This is a genomic window from Stieleria maiorica, assembly GCF_008035925.1.
Lineage (GTDB): Bacteria > Planctomycetota > Planctomycetia > Pirellulales > Pirellulaceae > Stieleria > Stieleria maiorica.
Genome location: NZ_CP036264.1, coordinates 479,959 through 496,602, shown reverse-complemented (window position 1 = coordinate 496,602; position 16,644 = coordinate 479,959). Strand labels below are relative to the sequence as shown.

The following is a 16,644-nucleotide window of genomic DNA, read 5'->3' as shown; positions in this document are numbered from 1 at the left end:
AATCCGCCTTCGAGATGATCCAATGGAAGAAGGAACAGAACAGCCGTGGGGCTACAAATCATTCAGCAGCGCAGTACCGATCGGTCGTTCCCGATCAATCTTGCCAATCCCACTTACCAGCGGCATAGTAGCAAAATGTCTCAGCCCGCGAAAACATCCTCCGTTGCGTCGGAGCACGAATGCACATCTCGGGAACGGCCGATGGATCCCGATTGTACGCCATCGCTCGCGCCACGTCCCCAATCTCGCTGGCCGGGCGCCAACCTGTTTCGCAACCCCTTCGGGGAACTGACGCGCAGCGAGCGCGCCGAACTGGCCGTCGTTTCGGTCGACGCGATCGTCGCGGCGATCGGCCATCGATCCGATGCCGACGGACAGATCACATTTCAGCCCCGGCATGCTTACCAGTTGATCGGGGACTGCGGTCGCGGCAAAACCACGCGCATGCTGGCCATCGGCAAGCGATTCCCATCGGCCAGTTACGTTTACTTGCCCGAGGACCAACCGTGCCCGTCGATTCCGACCGGCGAGCCCCTGCTGATCGATGAAGCCCAGCGGTTGCCCGGGCGGGTCCGGCGCAAAGTTCTCGCCAGCGGCGTGACGCTGGTTTTAGCGACCCACAACGATCTGTCCGGCGCACTCCACCGCGCCGGATACACGGTGACGACCGAAAAGATCGGTTTGTCGCTCTCGGTCACGCAGCTCACTGAAATCTTGAATCGACGCATCATGGCATCACGGCGCGATCCCCATCGCCCCGTCCCGCGCATCGGCGAAGACGATGTGGCGGAATTGATTCGGCGATTCGGGACCGATGTTCGGAGCATCGAAAGTTACCTTTACGACATCGTGCAAGCTCAGGTCAGTCATCATGGCGAAATGCGATTTATCGATTGAATTGGATCACCCCGATCGGGTTTATGTCGGCGAGGACAAGATCACCGGGACGCTGCACGTGCTGGCCGACGCCGACGTGAATTGCAAGGGACTGGAGATCAGTTCGGGGTGGCGAACCCACGGCCGCGGCAACGTCGCCCGGGGCACCACCGAAACCGTCACGCTGTTTGCCGGTCAATGGAGTGCCGGCCAGCGTGAATCGTATCGATTTGAATTGGAAGTCGCAGCTTGGCCGCCCAGCTATCACGGCAACTACATCAACGTCGATCACTACATCGACGCGCGGGCAAAGATCCCTTGGGCCTTCGATCCAAAAGCCTCCGCGGAATTCGTGATGCGTCCGATCGCCGGACCCGATCACTCCGACTCGCCGACGGCCACCGCGGTGGGAGGCTGCATCGGGTATGGACTGGTCATCTTGGTGCTGGGCCTGATGGCGATCGGGCTGGGTTTCCTGGTCGTCACCTTCGTCGTCAATCCGTTTGCAGGTCTGATTGCGGCGGGCATCCTGATTCCACTGGTGGGCTTGATCGCCGCCAAAAAACTGCTGCCGAAATGGTTGCTCGGCAACGTCCACGTCGAATTGATCACGCCCCAAGTCGCACCGGGCGGTCGAGTCCGGGCGCGGTTGGCGTTCCAACCCAAACGCCGTTTCACAATTAATTCGATCAGTGCCGAGCTGACCGGAACGGAAGTCTGCATCAGCGGCAGCGGCAGCAATCGCACGACACACCGCAACACGTTCTTCACCGATCGCCATGAACTCGAAGGCGCCGCGACGTTGCAAGCCGGCGACCGCAAGGAATTTCAACTTGATTTTCCGATCCCCGGCGATGTGCCCTATTCTTTCGACCTCAGCGACAACGATCTGGTTTGGACGATCGAATTACGGGTCGACATCCCGCGTTGGCCCGACTGGACCCACTCGCTGAAACTGTTGGTCGCCCCCGACGGCCGGTCGGCCGAAGCGGTCGAACCGGCGGAAAAGCACCTGGCTCTGGACGCCGCCCACGCCGTGCCCCCCGCCCCGTCGCCATCGGTCGATGACATCACGTTCGCCGAAACCGCGACCCACCTCTGGAACTCTCGCAATGATGACGCCCAACTGCATCGTTTGGTCGAAGCGGTGACCGGGATGACGTTCGAAATCGACACCCTGATCGAACGGCGGCTGCTCTACAGCGGTGAGGAGGACCCGCACGTCTACAAGGACGGCTATGCCGTTTGGGCCCGCCACACCGACCCGCCGCTGCCCCTGGTGCTGTACATCCCCCACGAATTGGCGGACGAATTCGAGCAAGCCGGGCACGACCAGTGGCGCTGTCGCGGCACCATCGTCGGCTGGGACCACCCGCACCGCCGGCTGCAAATCAAGGTGCTGGTTCGCTAGACAGCAGCGGTTGCCGCCGCTTTTCGCAAGTACGACAGCCCTTCCGGGCTGTCGCCCGTGGGGCTCTGCGCGACGACCTAGAAAGGACGTCGTACAATCCCTTTCCACGCCGCCCAGCAATGCAGTCCGCTAGGAAAGCGGGCCGGCAAGGAATAAACTCGCGGCCAGAGTTTTCAGGTGCCGGCTGCCCCCGTTCCCCGCTGCCGGCCCCGTATTTGTCCGCCCCACCCGTCTCGCAAGCTTTCGACATGTCGTCCCCCCGAGTCCTCGTGTTGCGTGCCCCCGGCACCAATTGCGACGAAGAAACCGCATACGCCTTCGAGCGCGCCGGCGCGAGCACCGAGCGGGTTCACGTCAATCGCCTGATCGAAAATGCGACGCTGAAAGATCGTTATCAAATCCTCTGCCTGCCCGGCGGATTCAGCTATGGGGATGACATCGCCGCCGGCCGGATTCTTGCGACCCGGATGAGGAACCACTTGGCCGATCTGGTCGACACATTCGTCCACGGCAAGGGCGACCGATTGGTGCTGGGGATCTGCAACGGCATGCAAGTGCTGATGCGACTGGGCGTGCTGACCGAAAACGTTGACGCCGCCGGCGAGCACGATCCGGCCACGTTGACCTGGAACAACCACGGTCGCTTCGAGGACCGCTGGGTCGATCTGGCTACCGACGGATCCAAGTGCGTCTTTCTGAGGGACATCCAGCACATGTACCTGCCGATGGCCCATGCCGAAGGCAAGTTTGTCGCCCGCGACCAAGCTGTGCTCGGCGAACTCCGCGACGCCGGTCGGCTGTGCCTGCGCTATGCCCGCGACACCAACGGCACCGTCGAAGACACCCCGCTGGATTTTCCGGCCAACCCCAACGGTGCCGATGCCAACGTCGCCGGGGTCTGCGATTCGACCGGACGCGTGTTCGGCCTGATGCCTCACCCCGAGCGACACATCGATCCGACACAGCACCCGTATTGGACGCGCCGCAAAGAACAACCCGCCGCCGGCGACGGACTGGCGATGTTCCAAAACGCCGTCAAATGGTTTGCTTAAAAACGCGGCATCGTCACTCCGGGTGCTCTCCGAGTACGATGGCCCTTCTGGGCCGTCGAGCTGAATCGCGGTACGATGGCCCTTCCGGGCCGTCGTCGTAAACGACTCTCCGCGACGACCTAGAAAGGACGTCGTACAACGAAGCCCTCAAGACGCCTTTCCCGCTATTCCCCGAAGTGCACAGCACAGGCGTCGTTCTCGCAACCCGCATCGTCGGATTTCTTGCCCGCCAATTTGTAGCGACGCTTGGCAACTTGGTTGTACGCCCAACGCCACAGGTTCGCGGTTCCCGGGAGGTGAAGGATCGGAGCGGCCGGCCATAGCAGCGGCAACCGCCGGCTGAGGTAGCGGACCGCGTCCCCGCCCCCGTGTCGGCGGCCCTGGGAATCGACGACATACATTTGTGCCATCAACTGATCGTATGTCAGGTCCGGGTAACGCTCCGCCACCCGCGGATCATGCAAGGACAGAAACGACAATCGCCCGCCGCAGCAATCTAGCCGTCGCAGGTTTTTGACCTGCCCGATGCAAAACTTGCAGTCGCCGTCATAGATCACCACATCGGCACCGGGCAGCTCTGCCGGGTCCGGCAGGCCGTTCTCGCGGGCGACGGGGAGTGATTGGGGGGCTGTTTCCGCCATGAAATTTGCGAAAAACGGGTAAGTCGGGGGGGAATCTCGCTGCCATCGGGCTGCCCCGGGTTCCTATACTTGCATTGTAGGCCGCAACACACCCAAGGCTACCGCCATGAACCGAATTGAGTCCCAAGTTCGAAACGCACGCCGTCGCCTGATTTTAGGTATTTTCGGGCGTTCGCTTTGCGTCGCCCTGTTTGCGGCGTTGATCGTCGCCACGATCGCCTGTGCCGTCCCGGGCATTCGGGCAGTCGAGGTGGACGTGCAAACCTGGAACACGGCCTGGATCGTCGGGTCGATCGTCGTCGCTGTTCTCGGCGCATTGGCCTACGCGGTGGCTACCGCCCCGAGTCGAGACCGGGTGGCGTTGGAAGTCGACAAACGCTTCGGACTCAGCGAACGACTCAGCAGCTCGCTTTCAATGTCCGCGGCCGACCGGGAATCGGAATTCGGATTGGCGGTGATCAGCGATGCCGATCGGCGGGCCGACAAAATCAAGATCGCCGAAAAGTTCGGCTTCCAACCCAGCCGGCTCGGATGGCTGCCCCTGGCGATCACTCCCATCCTGGTGCTGGTTCTGATTCTGGTCGACCCGGCCGGACCGCCGGACTCGGGCGGCGCCGATGAAATCGATCCCGCCGTGGCCGCCCAAGTCAAACGCGCGTCGCTGCAATTGAAAAAGCGAATCGAGCAACAAAAACGCAACGCCGAAGCCAAGGGACTGAAAGAAGCCCAGGACCTGTTCGAAAAACTCGAAAAGGATCTGAACAAGATCACCGAAAAGAAAAACGTCGATCGAAAGGAGGCGATGATCGCGCTGAACGATCTGAAGAAGCAGCTCGAAGAACGCCGCGATCAATTGGGATCCAACGACCAGATGCGCAAAGCAATGGCGCAAATGAATTCGCTGCAAGCCGGACCGGCCGACGAAGCGGCCAAGTCGATCGCCAAAGGCGATTTCGGTAAAGCCGAGCAGGCGATGCGCAAGCTCGCCCAAAAAATGAAAGACGGCACACTCAGCGACAAAGAAAAAGAGCAGCTGAAAAATCAGGTCCAACAGCTCAAGGACCAGCTCGAAAAAACGATCGCCGAACAAAAGCGCAAGCAGGACGAGTTGAAAGAAAAGATCGAGCAAGCCAAGCGCGAAGGCCGTTCGCAGGACGCCGCCAAGATGCAGCAACAGCTCAATGAAATGCAGCAGCGATCGAAACAACAATCACAGCAAATGCAGCAGATGGCTGACAAGCTCGGCCAGGCAGCCCAGGCGATGCAAAACGGCGACTCCAAGCAAGCCGCCGATGCACTCGATGCAATGGCCGACCAACTCGGCGATATGCAGCAAGAGATGAGTGAACTGAAGGACCTGGAAGACGCCATGAACGATCTCTCGCAATCGAAAGAACAGATGCGTTGCAGTTCCTGTGGCGGCGGCGGTTGCCAACAATGCCAGGGCATGGGGATGGGAATGGGCCAGGGTGATGGGCAAGGCGATGGACTCGGTGAAGGCTCCGGGCAAGGCGATCGACCGGAAGAAGAGGGCGACACCAACACCTACGAAACCCAAGTCCGCGGTCAGGTCAAAAAAGGCAAGGCAGTGATTTCCGGGTTCGCCGACGGGCCGAACCGCAAAGGGATCAGCCGCGAAGACGTCAAACGCGCGATCGAAAGTTCCTTCAGCGAAGAAAGTGATCCGTTGGAAAACCAACAACTGCCCCGCACCGAGCGCGAGCACGCCATGGATTACTTCAACAAACTACGCGCCGGCCAGTGATGCAACAAAGTTGGATCGGCCCCCTTACGTACGATGGCCCTTCCGGGCCGTCGCCCCTGCTAAGCCCCCCTACGTACGATGGCCCTTCCGGGCCGTCGCCCCTGCTAAGCTCGCTTTGGTACGACGCCCCTTCCGGGCCGTCGCGTCTGGATGCCCGATGGAAACCGGCTTCTTGATGAACTGGCCCCTCCCCCGCTCCGCGTACATCCATGTCCCGTTTTGCCGACACCGATGCGGTTACTGCAACTTCAGCGTCGTCGCCGATCGCGATGACTTGATGGACCGCTATCTGGCGGCAATCGATCGGGAATTGGAGCAACTCGCGAGCACCGCTAATCGCGCTCCCGTCCTGGACACCTTGTTCGTCGGCGGTGGCACACCGACGCATTTGCCGATCGAGCGACTGCAGCGGTTCCTCCAATCGCTCCGTCGTCACTTCGAGTTGGCCGAGGGGTTCGAATGGACGATGGAGGCGAACCCCGAAGACATCACGGCGGAAAAATTGGAGGTCATGTCCGGGATCGGAGTCAATCGTGTCAGCTTGGGGATCCAATCGTTTGACGACCGCAAACTGGCGGTGCTGGAACGCAGCCACAGTGGGCGATCGGCAGCGGAGGTCATCCAGCAAGTCGCCGAACAAATCCCCAACGTCTCGATCGACTTGATCTTTGCCGCACCAGGGGAAACCGTTTCCGCCTGGGCAGAAGACCTGCGGATTGCGGCATCGCTTCCGATCACGCATGTCTCGACGTATTCGTTGACGTATGAGAAAGGCACCTCGTTCTGGACCCGCCGGCACCGTGGCGATCTGTCGGAGGTGGACGAATCGACGGAGATCGCGATGTATGACTTGGGGCGCGAGGTCTTTGCTGCCGCGGGCCTGCTGCACTATGAGATTTCAAGCTTTGCGAAGTCGGGTTATCGCTGCCGACACAATCTTGCTTACTGGCAAGGCGACCCTTGGTACGCGGCCGGCCCCGGCGCCGCGGCCTTTGTTGATGGCCAGCGCGTCATGAACCACCGCAGCACGACGACCTACCTGAAACGGATCGAAAACCGCGAAAACCCGATCGCGGAATCGGAAACCATCAGTGCCGAAGAAGCGGGACGCGAGGGTGTGGCATTCGGTGTTCGCATGATCGATGGGGTCGACCTGTCACAGATCCACGCACGCACCGGTGTCGACATCGGGTCTCTGTACGCCCGACCGCTTGAGCGCCTGCAAGCACAAGGACTGATCCGCCGAACCGGCGATCACATCCAACTGACCGCACGCGGAATCCACTTCGCCGACACCGTCGCCCGCGAGTTGTTAGGCTAACAACCGCATCTCTAAGTACGACGGTCCCTTCCGGGCCGTCTTTCGCGTGACTTCACGCGACGACCTGGAAATCAGGTCGCACAGGCCGTCTACTCGTTCACGTCATCGATACTTCTGTCCCTCCAACCTGCCACCATTCGGACCATCGACCATGCAACGATGCAATTTCCTACTGGCGACCGCCATCATCTTCGCGGGCGCCGCCGCGGCAATCGCGGACGACACGTTCACCCTGCAGGATGCAGTCAACCGATTCGCCGAGGCCCGTCGTGCAATCACTTCTTACGACCTGTCGATCTCCGCAAACGTCGACGACGCCGCAGGACCCATCCGCCTGACCAACGGAGAAACTTACGTCCCGACCGAGCGGTTGGTCGCATTCACCATCGACATCGTTGCCGATATCAAACGCGGGCAAATGCTTGTCGCTCGACTGTACCGAACCGAAGAGATTGCAACGGGCAAACGCGAAAACGAACGATGGCAGGTTTGGATGACCGATGCCCGCCAATCGGACGACCAGCACTACGGCCCTGGCAGGCTGTTGTCGGGTGGGACCCGGGGTACGAAACCGGAGTTTTTCGATCCGCTGGCACTCGGCCTGGGCCTCGGGGGCGAATACGGAAGAGGCACGCCGCTGGCCGAGATTGTGAAGAACTATGCTCACTGGAACCCGTGGAAGGCCAGACAGATGGACAACGGCGCCTTGGGGTTCGGCAGTGTTGATCACCTCTACTTGGCGTTCGACCCGCAGAAGGGTTGGTCGCCCGTCGAACTGCATTCCAAACAAGGAAACTCGACGCCGTTCGAGATCAAGCTGGAACTGGCCAAGGTCAACGGCCATTGGCTACCGGCAACAGCACGCGTGATCACCGGCGATCAGCGACAGCAATTGACGTTCAATTGGAACAGCATCAATCGTGCCGTTGATCATCGTTTTTCCATCGATGACATCGCTAACCGATACCAAATCAAGGCGCCCCGGAACCGCTAAAAGTGGACGGGCTCCGGTCAAAAGAAATGCAGCAAACGCTGGTGTTCAGGCTTTAGCCGCCCACTGTCGCTGCGAAGCAGCGACGGGGAATCGCCTAAAGGCTAGACACCAACACTTATGCCCGTGCCATTCATTCCGTCCCCTTTTGGAACGTCAAGCGAGACAACACCGGGCCCACCCCGCCCGCTCTCTTCCAGACAGACGCGAACCCAACTTGCATACCGTGTGCACCTGCGATAGATTGGCGCTATTGAGTGCTGGCCGCACCGTAAACGCGGATTCCGCCCAGCCGATGCACTCCTGATCCCGTCGAACCGACCGTCACCGTCTCGCCAACCGACCGCGATGTCCTCACCCACCCAAACCGCCCGTCTTCCCGTCACCGTCCTGTCCGGGTTTCTTGGTGCCGGAAAAACCACCTTGCTCAACCACGTGCTGGCAAACCGCAAAGGTCTGCGAGTTGCCGTGATCGTTAACGACATGAGTGAAGTCAATATCGACGCGACCTTGGTTCGTGACGGAGGGGCGAATCTCTCCAGGACCGATGAGCAGTTGGTAGAAATGAGCAACGGATGCATCTGCTGTACGCTGCGTGAAGACTTGCTGATCGAGGTGTCCAAATTGGCCCGCGAGGGTCGGTTCGACTACCTGCTGATCGAATCAACCGGCATCAGCGAACCGATGCCGGTCGCGGAGACGTTCACGTTCGAAGACGAGCACGGCAGCAGCCTGTCGGATGTTGCAGATCTGGACACGATGGTGACCGTCGTCGACGCCGGCAACTTCATGAAGGACTTTGGTTCATGGGATGATCTCGCCGATCGGCGGATCGGACTGAGCGACGAAGACGAACGCAATCTCGTCGACCTGCTTGTCGATCAAGTTGAATTTGCCAACGTGATCGTCCTGAACAAAACGGATCTCGTTTCCCCCTACGATTTAGAACAGCTGGAGCAGCTGATTCGGCGGTTGAACCCCAATGCGGAGATTCTGCATGCCTGCGAGAGTCGAGTGCCGCTTGAGAGAATCATGGGCACGGGGCGTTTCCGCCTGAGCGAAGCGGCAGCTTCGCCCGGATGGTTGGCGGTGCCACGTGGCCAAGAGCAAACCGAAACCGAAGAGTATGGGATCAGTCGTTTTGTGTATCGTCGCGATCGCCCCTTCCATCCCCAGCGATTGACGCAAGTGCTGGACGATGATTTAGACGACGGCCTGTTCGCCGGCGTGCTACGCAGTAAAGGTTTGATGTGGATCGCGTCGCGAAACGATTGGGCTTACGACTGGTCGCAGGCCGGCTGCTCGATCCGCATGCATCCCGCCGGATATTGGTGGGCTGCTGCACCGCGGGAAGAGTGGCCTGAGGATGACGGAGCGATTGCCGAGATCACCGCGAAACTCAAAGGCCCCCATGGCGACCGTCACCAGGAACTGGTGTTCATCGGTCACGGAATGGACCAATCGCGTGTGACCGAAATCTTGGACCGATGCTTGCTGACGGATTTGGAATTCGTCCAGGGGCCCGAACTCTGGACGTCGTTTGAGGATCCGCTGCCGCCGATAGAGCTGGACGCTCAAGAAGACGAATCGGTGACGGGGATCGCATGACCAATCGATCACTACTGTTGCCGTGTTTGCTGATGGCCATTGTCGGTTGTGGAGGAGCCCCGGCAGACCCAACGACCACCGACGCAAACCACGCTCGGCTTCCCGTTGTCAGCGGAAGTCAACTGACGCAGTATGTCCAAGCGAGCGATTCACCAGTCCTGGTGGAATTCGGAGTCGATTTCAATTGCCCGCGGTGCGCCCAAACGAAAAGAGACGTCATGCGTCTGCGTGACACTCTGCAGGGCGACATCGATGTCATACGAGTCGACTTCAACGCCAACGCGCAAACGGTCGCCGAACTCGGCGGAACGGTTTGCCCGACCTATGTGCTTTTTGATCGAGGAAATCCGGTCCTGACACGCAGCTTTCCGGTATCGATTGAGTTGCTCGAGGGAGAGATCCTGCGTCAAACCGCCGACTCTGGAAAGTAGTGCCCGCAAGCCACCGACAATCTCGTGGGGTGATTCGCGCCCCACGCAAACACGGCCGCCTTCAACGAACGCACCGGTGATGGTTCTGCAGAAAAACGCAGCATTGACGAACCCACCCTATTTGCACACGTATTGCATCCAAGGCGTTATTTTCTCCATCACACTCCGCTTCGAGGTCTCCCATGCGATCCGTCGTCCTCCTGCCTCTATTGTCGGCGGCCATTATGGTTGCCAGTGCGTCGCACAGCGTTGCGGAAGAGAATACGCCGACGATCGTGGTGGCAATCGATCAGCCGACCGCCGACTTGTGGAGATTGCATTGCCCCGAGTCGAAGCTTGAAGTGTTGGTGCGTAGCGACGATGAGGCCTATGAAACGATCAACAGCCGAGTTCTTTCGGCACGTGACGCAACGTACGTGTTGTTCCGGCGCGATCGAAGCTCCATCGTTTCGCAATTCTTCCGCGAGCGAATCTGTAACCAAGGCGCGCAAAGCATCGATCTTGCCCAGCACTTTCGGTTTCGTGAATCCGAGCCGCGAAGAAACGTGGATTGTGACACGCTCCGTGTTGTGCTCGACCAGTACAACCGAGCCACAACGTTCGATGCCGATTGCGACAACGACGCCCAACAACCATTCGATCGTCGACATCGCAAGGTTATGGTCGTGAAAAGCGACTTCCGGTAGTAGACCCGCCAGTGCAATGTAGATCAAAAACCGGGCCAAGAACGCCAGCCCCTGACCCGCAACCAGAGACGTGGCAGGCGAATGGATGGCGGCCGAATGACAATGTTCGCCCCACCTGATCCACTATTCGTCTGCCAGATCATTCGCTTGCCACAACTCCTCGGCACCTTCCATCACAACCAATCTGCAACAGTAATATCCTGAAACCAGAGACGTGGCGCCGAATGGATGGCAGGCGAATGACAATGCTCGCCCCACCTGATCCACTATTCGTCTGCCAGATCATTCGCTTGCCACAACTCCTCGGCACCTTCCATCACAACCAATCTGCAACAGCAATATCCTGAAACCAGAGACGTGGCGCCGAATGGATGGCAGGCGAATGACAATGCTCGACCCACCTGATCCACTATTCGTCTGCCAGATCATTCGCTTGCCACAACTCCTCGGCACCTTCCATCACAACTAATCTGCAACAGCAATATCCTGAAACCAGAGACGTGGCAGGCGAATGGATGGCAGGCGAATGACAATGCTCGACCCACCTGATCCACTATTCGTCTGTCAGATCATTCGCTTGCCACAACTCCTCGGCACCTTCCATCACAACTAATCTGCAACAGCAATCTCCTGAAACCAGAGACGTGGCAGGCGAATGGATGGCAGGCGAATGACAATGCTCGACCCACCTGATCCACTATTCGTCTGCCAGATCATTCGCTTGCCACGTTTCACCCTCCTCAGTTCAGCGTGATGAATTGAAGTTCTGAACGGTTTAGGTTGATCCATTGAATCGCCTCCACGTCCGAATGCTCGATCAGTCGCTTGAGGTGCGGTTCGTATTCTGAGTGGCTGCGTGTCAAAGCGGTTACAATAAATGCACAGCGTCCGTGGTGCAGCAAAAAACGATGCGAACCAAGTTTGACATCATCGCAAACCAACGGCAATCGTCGAGCGCAAACAAAATCGCCGCCGTGGAAGTGAACCAATGCGTCACGATACAGCCGACGATCAAGAAACATGCCCAGTTCGTCCGTGATGCGACACATCAAATCATGCAGCCTTTCACACCCGGCCGAAACGGGAGCCCAGCGATCATCGTTAATCTGTATCCGGAATCGGTCGGCAGTCGGCACACGGTTGTATCGAAGTCGCCCCTGGACGCGAGGCGGACGGAAATTCAGCAGTTTGCCGTGACGCACGTTCATTATCATCGCATAAGTCAACACCTGCGCGTCATGTGCTCCCGTCCAAGCATCCACCGTTTTGAGTTCGTAAATTGCGTGGCCCGCGACCAGATCCAGTCGAAAGGTCTTTTGGTAAGTGTCCACGCTGACGTAAACCGGAACTTGCGTATAGACATCGCAGATACCTTCGCTTTTCAAACGAATGGCAAGGTCTCGTTCGTAGACGGATTCGTCGCACAGTCGACCGAGGCGATTTTGTGAGGCGTACGCGCATTGCATCACGAGCGAGTCGATTTCGTCGAACGACTCGCCTTCCAAATCGTCGATTTCCAAGTTGCAATCAATCGCCATTGCAAGTGCCCCTCGTACGCGTCACAGACCGGTTCGGAAAGATTGTATCCTAATGCTTGGTGTCACACGGGGGCTTGACGGACAGACATGAAGCAACGACTGGCAAACTATTGGGATTCGTTCTCGTTCGTCGGGCTGATCGTTGCGACGTTGTTCTTTGCTGCTTCGCTGACGCCGTCGTTGCTGCCCAGGAATTACTGGGTCCAGGGGATTTTGTCCGGGTTCTCATTGGCGATCGGCTATGGGGTCGGGATCGCAGCGTTGACGCTGTATCGGTTCTTCGAACTGCGTGAGCCGTCCGGAAAGATGCAGCAGATCGCCAAGCGATTGACGGTCGCGTCGGTCGCCGTCGTCAGTGTCGCCTTCGTGTGGCGGATGACGTTCTGGCAGAACTCGATCCGCGAACGGATGGAAATGCCGCGACTGGAAACGGCGTATCCGTATCGCGTGGCACTGATCGCGGTCGTGTTGGCCGTCATCCTGATCGCCGGCGGGCGATTGTTTGTCCGCTGTGGCCATTTCATTTCTGGCAAACTGCAGCGCGTGATGCCGCGGCGGGTGGCGCACGCGTTCGGGTTCACGACGGCCATCTTGCTGGTCCTGTTTTTGACCAACGATGTCATCGCAGTCGGGCTGCTGCGCTCGGCCGATGCGTTTTTTTTGAACCTGGATCAATTGGTCGATGACGACACCGGCAAACCGACCGACCCGATGTTGACCGGCAGCGAATCGTCGCTGGTCACATGGGAGACGATCGGTCGCCAGGGCAAAGAGTTTCTGAGCGGCGGTCCGACCAAAGCCGAGATTGCAGCCGTCACCGAAGACGAAGCGATGCGACCGATCCGCGTCTACGTCGGAATGCGATCGCGGCCGACGGCGCAGGAACGTGCCGAACTGGCACTACGCGAACTCAAACGGGTGGGCGGTTTTGAGCGTTCGGTCTTGATCGTCGCCACACCCACCGGCACCGGTTGGTTGGACCCGTCGGCGGTCGACTCGCTGGAGTATTTGCACGGCGGCGATTCGGCCATCGTCAGCACACAATACTCCTATTTGCCCAGTTGGATCACCATCCTTGTCGACCCGCGGCGTTCGATCGAATCCGCCGAAGCATTGTTCGAGGTGGTTTATTCGTATTGGAAAACGCTTCCCAAGGACACTCGTCCGAAACTGTACCTGCACGGATTGAGCCTTGGATCGTTGGGTTCGGAAGTGTCGGCGGATCTGTTCACGATTTTCGAGGATCCGATCAATGGTGCCGTCTGGAGCGGCCCACCGTTTCCGAGCCAGAACTGGAAACTGATCGTTCAGAACCGCAACGAAGGAACCCCGGCATGGCTTCCCGAGTTTCGCGACCGTCGAATCTTGCGATTCACATCGCAACGCAATGCGCTCGATACCGGCGCCCCGTGGGGACCGATGCGTTGTGTTTATGTGCAATACGCCAGCGATCCGATGGTGTGGTTTTCTCCCGACTTGGCATGGAATCGGCCCGACTGGCTGGGCGACCGTCGCGGGCCGGATGTTTCACCGCATCTACGTTGGTATCCGCTGGTCACGTTGTTGCAAGTCGCCTTTGATCTGCCGGTCGCGACCGCAGTGCCGCTGGGTTATGGACACAACTATTCCCCGTCCAGCTACATCGACGCCTGGATCGCGGTGACAGATCCGAAGGGCTGGACGGAGGATCAAACCGAAGCGTTGAAGGCGATGTTCGAATCGCGAGAGACGCCCAAGCCGTAGTGGGACTCGGCGACAGATGTTGATTCTATCGGATTGCACATTTACTTAGCCGCAACGCGGGAGCATACGGGCGGAAAGGTGAAGATGGGATCTGGGGCCCTTAGGCTCGCGCCCCATGCTACCTACTTTATGAGCCGACGGCTCAGTTTGTGATCGAAAGTAGGTGGCATTGGGCTCGCGTCATACGGCCGATCCAATCAACCGTCGCCTTCACGTCCAGCGACGACAGGCAGCGCGGAGTTCGGCGACGTCGGCAAAACGGTCGTCCGGCTTTTTCGCCAAACACTTTTCCAGCAACTGCGGCAGCGCGACATCGATCTTCGCCACTGAATTCAGATCGGGGGTGCGAAACAGATGTCCGGCGACCAGCTCGGAGACCTGGAATGCTTGAAAAGGAGGCGAACCGGTCAGACACTCCATCAACATGCATCCGATCGCATAGATGTCACTTCGCCCGTCCAGGGAATCGCCGCGGATTTGTTCGGGTGACATGTACGCGGGCGTCCCGCCGACGACAGCCGCCTTGTCGCCTTCGGTTTCCGCGCGGGTGACGACCAGCCCAAAATCGAGCAACTTGACCACGTCCGGAAAGCCGCCGATTTCGGCCAGGAAGACGTTGGCCGGTTTGATGTCGCGATGGACCAGCCCTTTGTGATGAGCCTCCTCCAAACCATCGCACAGCTGGACGACGATGTCCAATGCCGGTTTCAGATCGAGCGTGTGATGCCGATTCAAGCGTTGCTGCAACGTCACACCTTTCAGGTATTCCATCACGCAGTAAAAGTCATTCGATTCGGTGATGCCGTAATCGTAGATCTGCACCGTGTTCCAGTGCGACAGCGTGGCCGTCGCCTGGACCTCGCGTTCGAATTGGGTGATCGCATCGGGGCTGCCGGCCGCTTCGCCGCGAATCAGTTTGATCGCGGCGGGCCGCTTGAGCATCTGGTGTTTGCCCAGGTAGACAACGCCCATGCCGCCGCGGCCGATTTCTTCGATCAATTGATACTGGCCGTAGTACTTCGCCGATTCCGCTTCACGGCGGACGCGATGAACGATTCCCGAACCGACGGTCGCGGTAAACGCCATCGCCAGGATCAGCGTGGGATTCAGAAAGTTCATCCACTGGACTTCCGACGGATAGGCGTGGACGGACTGATGCACGATGGAGATGGCCGTCGGCAACAGCGCGATCAGGCCGGTCACGACCGCCGTCCGTCGCCAGTTGGACGGAATGAACATGCCGTAAACCGCGATGTAGACGGACGCGGCGGCGAACGCGATCGCACGAAACTCTTCGATCTGAATCGCCTGGCCTTGGACCAGCATTTCCGTCGATTTGAACCACTGGATCAAACCCAATTCGATCAATGGTGTGGTGATGATCACCAATTCCAGCCCGCGAAGCATCGGTCGCGAACAATCATGCCGGGTCTTGAGGAACCAGCAACAAATGCCCAGGGAAGCCAGCGTGACGGCGCGCACTCCCAGCCGCACCCAGTGCAGTTCACCGAGCACAATGGCCACGATGGTGACGAACACCAGCATGACGCTCAGCACGTAGGTTGCGGCAACCAATCGATGACGCAACAGCTGATTGGTCGACTGGGCAAACCGCTCGGACAGGGCCGCCGAAGGTTCGATATCCGCGGCTCGGATGATCGGCGGAGACTTGCGGATCGGCTCGTCGATCGGTGCGGGCCCAACCGACTCCGGTCCGCCGTTCCACTGGACGGTTTGGTCAAGATCTTGCGACGGGGCGTCCATCGAAGTAGCGGTCTCCGGGAGCAAGGTTTCGTTGCGATGGAATTTTAGCAGCGTGAGCGCCTCGTCACACACACGATCGGAGCGGCAGTGCTCTCGCACGAAGCTTTCGCGTTGATCGGCGGGTTGCTTCAGGGCTTGCAAGAAAACCTGCTGGGCGTCTTGAAACTCATCCGGGCTCATCTGTCGGCGGCCTCCGAGAGTTCACGCCGCAGCCAGGCGCGCAAGAACGTCCAATCGGATTCGACGGTTCGCTTGGAAACCCCCAGTGCCTGGGCGACCTGGGCCACGGTCAATCCGCCGAAGAACCGCAATTCCACGATTTCGGCATGTCGCGGTTGCAGCGAGGCGAGCTTCTCGATGGCGTCGTCGACCGCAATCACATCTTCTTCGTTCCGATCGGTGACACAAAGGTCATCGGTCAGCTCGATGCGTTTCCTGCCGCCGCCACGTTTCTCCCGTTTCTTGCCGCGCGCGTGATCGACCAGGATGCGTCGCATCATCCGGGCGCTGATGGCATAGAAGTGCGCCGTGCCTTTCCAGTCGACGCGGTTCTGGTCCACCATCCGCATGTAAGCCTCGTTGACCAGCGCTGTCGGCTGCAGCGTGTGTGCCGGCGCCTCATGCCGCAGCAGTTCTGTCGCCAGGGTCCGCAGTTGTTCGTAGACCCGTTGGATCAATTGATCGGCCGAGCGACGGTTGCCTGAACAGGCCTGGCTGACCAGTTCGCTGGTCGAAATCTCTTCCAAGGGGACAGCTCCAGGAACCGAAATGGAAAACTTCAGGATTTTTTTCTGCGGACGATGGGACGCGGCGCCGC

At 59.1% G+C, this 16,644-nt stretch carries 14 protein-coding genes; 10 read left to right on the top strand and 4 right to left on the bottom strand.

Going from position 1 to position 16,644, the window contains the following annotated elements:
* Nucleotides 1-201: 201 nt before the first annotated feature.
* The 3 genes from Mal15_RS01520 to Mal15_RS01510 all read left to right on the top strand — a co-directional run bounded on the left by Mal15_RS01520 (nt 202) and on the right by Mal15_RS01510 (nt 3,339).
* On the top strand, nt 202-897 hold the full coding sequence (locus Mal15_RS01520) for a hypothetical protein (protein WP_147866128.1): 696 nt from the start codon (nt 202-204) through the stop codon (nt 895-897).
* Complete coding sequence (locus Mal15_RS01515) at nt 872-2,287, top strand: sporulation protein (RefSeq protein ID WP_167546573.1); 1,416 nt, start codon at nt 872-874, stop codon at nt 2,285-2,287. Before Mal15_RS01520 ends, Mal15_RS01515 begins: the two co-directional genes overlap by 26 nt.
* A 248-nt stretch (nt 2,288-2,535) precedes the next feature.
* Nucleotides 2,536-3,339, top strand: a complete 804-nt coding sequence (locus Mal15_RS01510; RefSeq protein ID WP_147866126.1) for a phosphoribosylformylglycinamidine synthase subunit PurQ — start codon at nt 2,536-2,538, stop codon at nt 3,337-3,339.
* Between the two features lie 164 nt (nt 3,340-3,503).
* Here the strand turns inward: Mal15_RS01510 and Mal15_RS01505 are convergent, their stop codons facing one another.
* The gene (locus tag Mal15_RS01505) at nt 3,504-3,980 is read right to left on the bottom strand and encodes a thiol-disulfide oxidoreductase DCC family protein (RefSeq protein ID WP_147866125.1); all 477 of its coding nucleotides are present in this window, start codon (nt 3,978-3,980) and stop codon (nt 3,504-3,506) included.
* Nucleotides 3,981-4,086: 106 nt separating this feature from the next.
* Here Mal15_RS01505 and Mal15_RS01500 point away from each other — a divergent pair, with 106 nt between their 5' ends.
* The 6 genes from Mal15_RS01500 to Mal15_RS01475 all read left to right on the top strand — a co-directional run bounded on the left by Mal15_RS01500 (nt 4,087) and on the right by Mal15_RS01475 (nt 10,782).
* Nucleotides 4,087-5,745 (top strand): hypothetical protein, encoded by a 1,659-nt coding sequence (locus Mal15_RS01500; protein WP_147866124.1) that lies wholly within the window; start codon nt 4,087-4,089, stop codon nt 5,743-5,745.
* Nucleotides 5,746-5,920: 175 nt separating this feature from the next.
* On the top strand, nt 5,921-7,066 hold the full coding sequence (gene hemW, locus Mal15_RS01495; protein WP_233903225.1) for a radical SAM family heme chaperone HemW: 1,146 nt from the start codon (nt 5,921-5,923) through the stop codon (nt 7,064-7,066).
* A 151-nt stretch (nt 7,067-7,217) separates the two neighbouring features.
* Nucleotides 7,218-8,060 (top strand): hypothetical protein, encoded by an 843-nt coding sequence (locus tag Mal15_RS01490; protein ID WP_147866122.1) that lies wholly within the window; start codon nt 7,218-7,220, stop codon nt 8,058-8,060.
* Between the two features lie 345 nt (nt 8,061-8,405).
* Complete coding sequence (gene zigA, locus Mal15_RS01485; protein ID WP_147866121.1) at nt 8,406-9,665, top strand: zinc metallochaperone GTPase ZigA; 1,260 nt, start codon at nt 8,406-8,408, stop codon at nt 9,663-9,665.
* A complete protein-coding gene (locus tag Mal15_RS01480) occupies nt 9,662-10,096 on the top strand; it encodes a thioredoxin family protein (protein ID WP_147866120.1) in 435 nt (144 codons plus the stop codon). The genes zigA and Mal15_RS01480 overlap by 4 nt, the downstream gene beginning before the upstream one ends.
* A 182-nt stretch (nt 10,097-10,278) precedes the next feature.
* Nucleotides 10,279-10,782, top strand: a complete 504-nt coding sequence (locus tag Mal15_RS01475) for a hypothetical protein (protein ID WP_147866119.1) — start codon at nt 10,279-10,281, stop codon at nt 10,780-10,782.
* Nucleotides 10,783-11,522: 740 nt separating this feature from the next.
* Here the strand turns inward: Mal15_RS01475 and Mal15_RS01470 are convergent.
* Nucleotides 11,523-12,320: a GxxExxY protein gene (locus tag Mal15_RS01470; RefSeq protein WP_147866118.1), complete on the bottom strand. Its 798-nt coding sequence runs from the start codon at nt 12,318-12,320 to the stop codon at nt 11,523-11,525.
* A gap of 87 nt (nt 12,321-12,407) precedes the next feature.
* Here Mal15_RS01470 and Mal15_RS01465 point away from each other — a divergent pair, with 87 nt between their 5' ends.
* The gene (locus Mal15_RS01465; RefSeq protein ID WP_147866117.1) at nt 12,408-14,063 is read left to right on the top strand and encodes an alpha/beta hydrolase; all 1,656 of its coding nucleotides are present in this window, start codon (nt 12,408-12,410) and stop codon (nt 14,061-14,063) included.
* 210 nt (nt 14,064-14,273) lie between these two features.
* On the opposite strand, the gene Mal15_RS01460 is transcribed toward Mal15_RS01465, so the two are convergent.
* Nucleotides 14,274-16,007: a serine/threonine-protein kinase gene (locus Mal15_RS01460; RefSeq protein ID WP_147866116.1), complete on the bottom strand. Its 1,734-nt coding sequence runs from the start codon at nt 16,005-16,007 to the stop codon at nt 14,274-14,276.
* Nucleotides 16,004-16,573, bottom strand: a complete 570-nt coding sequence (locus tag Mal15_RS01455) for a sigma-70 family RNA polymerase sigma factor (protein WP_233903224.1) — start codon at nt 16,571-16,573, stop codon at nt 16,004-16,006. The genes Mal15_RS01460 and Mal15_RS01455 overlap by 4 nt, the downstream gene beginning before the upstream one ends.
* Nucleotides 16,574-16,644 lie beyond the last annotated feature (71 nt).

Bases quoted from the DNA above. Each gene is read 5' to 3' on its own strand.
- Mal15_RS01520 (WP_147866128.1), top strand. From the start codon at position 202: ATGGATCCCGATTGTACGCCATCGCTCGCGCCACGTCCCCAATCTCGC.
- Mal15_RS01515 (WP_167546573.1), top strand. From the start codon at position 872: ATGGCGAAATGCGATTTATCGATTGAATTGGATCACCCCGATCGGGTT.
- Mal15_RS01510 (WP_147866126.1), top strand. From the start codon at position 2,536: ATGTCGTCCCCCCGAGTCCTCGTGTTGCGTGCCCCCGGCACCAATTGC.
- Mal15_RS01505 (WP_147866125.1), bottom strand. From the start codon at position 3,980: ATGGCGGAAACAGCCCCCCAATCACTCCCCGTCGCCCGCGAGAACGGC.
- Mal15_RS01500 (WP_147866124.1), top strand. From the start codon at position 4,087: ATGAACCGAATTGAGTCCCAAGTTCGAAACGCACGCCGTCGCCTGATT.
- hemW (WP_233903225.1), top strand. From the start codon at position 5,921: ATGAACTGGCCCCTCCCCCGCTCCGCGTACATCCATGTCCCGTTTTGC.
- Mal15_RS01490 (WP_147866122.1), top strand. From the start codon at position 7,218: ATGCAACGATGCAATTTCCTACTGGCGACCGCCATCATCTTCGCGGGC.
- zigA (WP_147866121.1), top strand. From the start codon at position 8,406: ATGTCCTCACCCACCCAAACCGCCCGTCTTCCCGTCACCGTCCTGTCC.
- Mal15_RS01480 (WP_147866120.1), top strand. From the start codon at position 9,662: ATGACCAATCGATCACTACTGTTGCCGTGTTTGCTGATGGCCATTGTC.
- Mal15_RS01475 (WP_147866119.1), top strand. From the start codon at position 10,279: ATGCGATCCGTCGTCCTCCTGCCTCTATTGTCGGCGGCCATTATGGTT.
- Mal15_RS01470 (WP_147866118.1), bottom strand. From the start codon at position 12,320: ATGGCGATTGATTGCAACTTGGAAATCGACGATTTGGAAGGCGAGTCG.
- Mal15_RS01465 (WP_147866117.1), top strand. From the start codon at position 12,408: ATGAAGCAACGACTGGCAAACTATTGGGATTCGTTCTCGTTCGTCGGG.
- Mal15_RS01460 (WP_147866116.1), bottom strand. From the start codon at position 16,007: ATGAGCCCGGATGAGTTTCAAGACGCCCAGCAGGTTTTCTTGCAAGCC.